5 protein-coding genes are annotated in these 5,296 nt (G+C 53.3%); 1 reads left to right on the forward strand and 4 read right to left on the reverse strand.

The window, feature by feature from the left end:
- Positions 1 to 426 precede the first annotated feature (426 nt).
- From hemG to pepQ, 4 genes are read right to left on the reverse strand one after another with little or no spacing between them, the layout of a single operon-like run.
- On the reverse strand, positions 427 to 963 hold the full coding sequence (gene hemG / locus FD737_RS23510; protein ID WP_097118536.1) for a menaquinone-dependent protoporphyrinogen IX dehydrogenase: 537 nt from the start codon (positions 961 to 963) through the stop codon (positions 427 to 429).
- An 18-nt stretch (positions 964 to 981) separates the two neighbouring features.
- Positions 982 to 2,433: a Trk system potassium transporter TrkH gene (trkH, locus tag FD737_RS23515; protein ID WP_034827948.1), complete on the reverse strand. Its 1,452-nt coding sequence runs from the start codon at positions 2,431 to 2,433 to the stop codon at positions 982 to 984.
- Between the two features lie 26 nt (positions 2,434 to 2,459).
- Positions 2,460 to 3,077 (reverse strand): IMPACT family protein, encoded by a 618-nt coding sequence (locus tag FD737_RS23520; protein ID WP_034827946.1) that lies wholly within the window; start codon positions 3,075 to 3,077, stop codon positions 2,460 to 2,462.
- Positions 3,077 to 4,408 (reverse strand): Xaa-Pro dipeptidase, encoded by a 1,332-nt coding sequence (gene pepQ, locus FD737_RS23525; RefSeq protein ID WP_097118535.1) that lies wholly within the window; start codon positions 4,406 to 4,408, stop codon positions 3,077 to 3,079. The genes FD737_RS23520 and pepQ overlap by 1 nt, the downstream gene beginning before the upstream one ends.
- Positions 4,409 to 4,594: 186 nt before the next feature.
- Between pepQ and FD737_RS23530 the strand changes: the two genes are divergently transcribed.
- Positions 4,595 to 5,296 (forward strand): enoyl-CoA hydratase-related protein (locus FD737_RS23530; RefSeq protein WP_202404644.1); only part of this gene is annotated, 702 nt, incomplete at its 3' end.

Here is a 5,296-nt window from a genome sequence, read left to right on the forward strand (position 1 = left end):
GATCAAACTCTTCAATTTAAAGTTTGATTTGCTGCAACAAGTGCAGCGATGCTCATCTGTAAAACGTCATAATGAATTTCATTATGTGTTCACTCGTGAGACTTGATATTTTTTACGTCCGGAGACGCTGATATCAATCCTGCGAGTGCCCACACAGATTGTCTGATAAATTGTTAAAGAGCGGTGCAATCAGCGCCTTAAGCTGCTGTTGCGAGGTGGCGTATATTACGCTTTCCTCCTTCAGAGTCAAATACTTTTTTCAGCGTTTTTCTCCGGCGGGATGAATTTCTTCACTCCCTGCTGAGCCGACTGCGTTGCCGCTTTGCCGTCTCAGTGGTGGCGCATTATAGGGAGTTATTCGGAGCTGACAAGGGTTTATTGCAAAAAAATGATCGTTCGACCTAAATTTAGCCACAACGCTCTATTTCACAACGATTTGCCTGGTAACTGCACAAAATCCTGGGCAAAAACCGCCACTTTATTCCAATCGGTGTATTCCACTTCTTTAGAGGTATCGGTCTCACCGCCCGTCATACGCATAATCAGTTGAATCATGACACGGTCAAACCAGCGATAGTGGGGATAACGCAACGCGCCGGCAAACACCGCACAGCAATCTGGCTGCCAGGGTGACTGCTCCAGGAACTTATGCGTATAGGCGTTGGTTACTGGCGTGCACTTATCCGCTTTACGCGCCGTAAGATTGACGCTGAAGAAGCCACTGACGCGCTGATGCAGCTCAGCCTTATGCTGAGTAACAAACTTCATTAATGCCGGATGGAAATGTCCGTAACGAATTGAAGCGCCAATCAGCACGCGATCATACTGCGACCACTCAACCTGCTGTACTTCCAGTAAATCAATCACGTCACACAGCTGCTGCGGCGCTAGCGTCTGTGCAATACGCGCTGCGATCTCACGGGTTTGCCCATCACGGCTGGAATATAGAATCAATGCTTTCATTAGATAATCCTGTTTCTCTTATTCACGCCAGAAGGTCGGGGTGAACAGGACCAGCAGTGTGAACACCTCAAGGCGTCCAAACAGCATGGTTAAAATCAAAATCCACTTAGCGACGTCATTCATAGACGTGAAGTTATCCGCTACAACACCTAAGCCTGGGCCGAGGTTATTCAGCGTTGCGGCAACCGCAGCGAAAGCGGAGAAGTCATCGACGCCCGTCGCGATAATCGCCAGCATGCTGAGTAAGAACACCAGCGCATAAGCAGAGAAGAATCCCCATACCGCTTCAAGGATACGCTCCGGTAGTGCGCGATTACCCAACTTGATGGTGTAGACCGCGTTCGGATGCACCAAACGCTTAAGCTCACGCGACCCCTGCTTAAACAGCAGCAGAATACGAATCACCTTCAAGCCACCGCCAGTCGATCCCGCCATACCGCCGATAAAAGCCGAACAGAGCAACAGTACAGGCAGGAATAATGGCCAGCGCGCAATACTATCGGTGGTAAAGCCAGCAGTCGTTGCCATCGACACCACCTGGAAAAAGGCCTGGTTCAATGTTTGCCAACCGCTGGCATAGACGTTGTGGAACCACAGCACTACCGTACAGATCAGCACTAACGTCAGCTGTACGCCAATAAACATGCGAAATTCGGGATCGCGCCAGTAAACTTTGAGGCTGCGGCCGCTCAATAAAGAGAAGTGCAAGCCATAGTTACAGCCCGAGATCAGCAGGAACACCGCCACGATGGTATTGATGGTAGGACTGTTGAAGTAGCCGATACTCGCATCATGTGTAGAAAAGCCACCAATCGCGATGGTCGAGAAGCTGTGACCGATGGCATCAAACACCGGCATGCCCGCCAGCCACAGCGCCACCGCACAGGCCACGGTAAGTAAGACATAGATTAGCCACAGCGTTTTAGCCGTTTCCGCAATACGCGGGCGCATCTTGTTATCTTTTAACGGCCCCGGCATCTCAGCACGATAAAGCTGCATGCCACCCACGCCCAGAATCGGCAAGATGGCCACCGCCAGTACAATGATCCCCATACCGCCCAGCCATTGCAGCATCTGACGATAGAACAAAATCGCTTTCGGTAAGGTATCAAGGCCCACCAACGTAGTGGCGCCCGTGGTGGTCAGCCCAGAGAAGGATTCGAAGAAAGCATCGGTAACCGAAAGGTGCGGCTGTTCGGCAAAAATGAAAGGCATCGCACCCACACTACCCAGCACCGTCCAGAACAGCACGACGATCAGAAACCCTTCGCGCGGTTTAAGTTCGGTTTTCTTTTTGCGATTAGGCCACCACAGCAGCGAACCAATCACAATCGCCATCATAAAGGTCTGGCTAAACGCGCGTCCGGCGCCATCGCGATAAATTAAGGCCACCAGCCCCGGTAGGATCATCGTCACCGAGAATAAAATTACCAACAGTCCCACGATGCGGGTAATGGCGCGAAAATGCATTCAGCCGTTCCTTTAAACAGATGCTTTTAGTTGTCCAGCGGGATGAGCGTCAGCGCGCCCCGGCTGTAATCAGAAAGGTTTTGCCGAAAGCCATCAATTTGCGGATGCGGCAACGCCAGACGTAGCGCGATACGATCCTGATAATGGCTCTCTTCAATGATGCCGTCAAAGCGTTGCAACAGACGCTCGATATCACTCAACTGGGCATAATCACATTGCAAGGTAAAAGATTGCATCGGCACTTTACGCGCACGCATCAGTTGCTTCAGCCCCTGCTGCACGCCGCCGCCATACGCTTTCACTAATCCACCGGTACCCAGCATGATGCCGCCATAATAGCGCACTACCACTGCGGTAATTTCACCGACGCCGCTACCCATTAGCTGTGCCAGCATCGGTTTGCCCGCCGTGCCAGAAGGCTCACCATCATCGGAGAAACCCAGCTGCTGCGAATCATCCGGCGCACCGGCAACCCACGCCCAGCAGTGATGGCGCGCCGCAGGATGTTCCAACTTCACCTGCTGGACAAAAGCACGCGCCGCCTCAACGCCAACGGTATGCGCCAGATAAGTCATAAAGCGGCTTTTCTTAATGGTTTCCTCACTGAGGCTCACAGCCTCAGCGGGAATATCGTACGCATCCATCAGGCCAGATGCAGATCGCGCGTCATGTTTTCAACGCGATTGGCATGGATCACCACATTGTCTTCGATACGAATACCCCCGTACGGTTTCAATGCGTCGATCGCCTGCCAGTCAAAGTACTGGCTGTATTTACCGCCACGCAGTTTTGCCAGTAGTGAATCGATAATGTAGAAGCCTGGCTCGATGGTCAGCACCATGCCCGGCTCGAGCACGCGGGTACAACGCAGATAAGGATACTGTGATGGTGCCGCCAGGTGCGTGCCATTGTCATCCTGCATAAAGCCTGCGACGTCATGCACCTGTAAGCCCAGCGGATGGCCCAAACCGTGCGGCATAAACGGACCGGTCAGGTCTTCCGCCACCAGCGTCTCTTCGGTCAGACCTTTCACCAAATCGAATTTTAACAATAGACGGGCAATACGCTGATGCATTTGCAAATGGTAATCGGTGTAACGCACGCCCGCTTTCAACGTCGCAATCAGCGCCAGCTCTTCTTTATTCATCGCCTCTACCATTTCGGCATAACGCGATTTGCTTTGGGCTGCATAGCTGCGCGTCAGGTCGGCGGCGTAACCAAGGTATTCCGCACCCGCATCAATCAGGAAACTGTGGCGCTTCGCCGGTGGCTGATGGTCGAGCCTGGTGTAGTGCAGCACCGCAGCATGTTCGTTAAGCGCGATAATATTGCCGTAGGGCACATCCGTATCACGATGGCCAGTCGCCGTCAGATACGCCTGGTTGATATCGAACTCACTCATACCTGAGAAGAAGGCTTCTTTCGCCGCGCGATGTCCTGCAACCGCCAGCTTCTGCGCTTCGCGCATACAGGCCAGTTCGTAATCCGTTTTGATGCTGCGATGGTAATGAAGGAAGTCGATCACGCCTTTGGGATTCACGCGATCGCTATTGATGCCGAGTTGCGTGGCGCGGGAGGGCACAGGTCCGATATAAGCCACATTGTCGCGCTGAGCCGGCAGCAGTTGCCCAATCTCATCGGCATCTTTCAGGCCCACCACCTCAACATCCTGAGTCCAGAAGCTGTTGGGCAATGGCTCGACGTTATGCCAGTAATCCACAGGTGAGTAGAACCACAACTTTGGCTTGTTAACGCCATCGATCCATAACCAGCAGTTAGGCACTTGTGTGACAGGAACCCAAGCCTTGAATTGCGAATTCACCTTAAACGGGTAGTCGTGATCGTCGAGAAAAACGGTTAACAGCTCGCCAGAGTGAATCAACATCGCATCAAGTTTAAAGCGTGCCAGCACCTGTTGCGCTCGCTGTTGCAGCGTATTGATATGCGCGTGATACAGGGTTTTCAGTGAATCCATGGACTTGTCTCCGATATCGCGAAATTGGCCGCAGTGTAGCACAGCCTCAAGTCTGTTGCCGTGCTGCACTCGCTGTGATCGGCGTATCAAATAAGCAAAGACTCGTTTGCAAAAAATTAACATGCCGCCCACACTCCAACTCATCTGGTATGACCAGATCACCTTTCGCGGTTTCAGGAGACGGACATGCTCTACCAAGGCGATACCCTTTCAGTTCACTGGCTTGATGACGGCATTGCCGAGCTGATTTTCGATGCCCCCGGTTCAGTGAACAAACTCGACACCAAAACAGTTGCCTCATTGGGCGATGCACTCAGCGTGCTGGAGCAACAGCCCGAGTTGCGTGGCCTGCTGCTCACCTCGGCCAAACCGGCATTCATTGTCGGTGCCGATATCACCGAATTCCTGTCGCTATTTGATGCGCCAGAAGAGAAGCTGAGCCAATGGCTGGCGTTTGCCAACAGCATCTTCAATCGCCTGGAAGATTTGCCGGTGCCGACTGTCGCTGCGATTGACGGCTACGCGCTGGGCGGCGGCTGCGAGTGTGTGCTGGCGACAGATTTCCGCGTCGCGACGCCTGCTGCACGCATCGGCTTACCGGAAACCAAACTGGGCATCATGCCGGGGTTTGGCGGCAGCGTGCGCTTGCCACGTTTGCTCGGCGCTGATAGCGCACTGGAGATCATCGCCGCTGGAAAAGATGTTGATGGCACCAGCGCCCTGCAACTCGGTTTGGTCGATGCGGTCGTGAGCAGCGATAAACTGCGCACCGCAGCGCTCACCATGCTGCAAGATGCGATGGCACAAGGCAGCTGGCAGGCCCGCCGGGCACCTAAACTAGCGCCTCTGAAGCTCAGCCCGATTGAAGCGGCGATGAGCTTCACCATT

The organism is Pantoea sp. Seng (assembly GCF_009829935.1).
GTDB lineage: Bacteria > Pseudomonadota > Gammaproteobacteria > Enterobacterales > Enterobacteriaceae > Pantoea > Pantoea communis.

Excerpts from the sequence above, each read along its gene's own strand:
- hemG (WP_097118536.1), bottom strand. The coding sequence starts at position 963 with ATGAAAGCATTGATTCTATATTCCAGCCGTGATGGGCAAACCCGTGAG.
- trkH (WP_034827948.1), bottom strand. The coding sequence starts at position 2,433 with ATGCATTTTCGCGCCATTACCCGCATCGTGGGACTGTTGGTAATTTTA.
- FD737_RS23520 (WP_034827946.1), bottom strand. The coding sequence starts at position 3,077 with ATGGATGCGTACGATATTCCCGCTGAGGCTGTGAGCCTCAGTGAGGAA.
- pepQ (WP_097118535.1), bottom strand. The coding sequence starts at position 4,408 with ATGGATTCACTGAAAACCCTGTATCACGCGCATATCAATACGCTGCAA.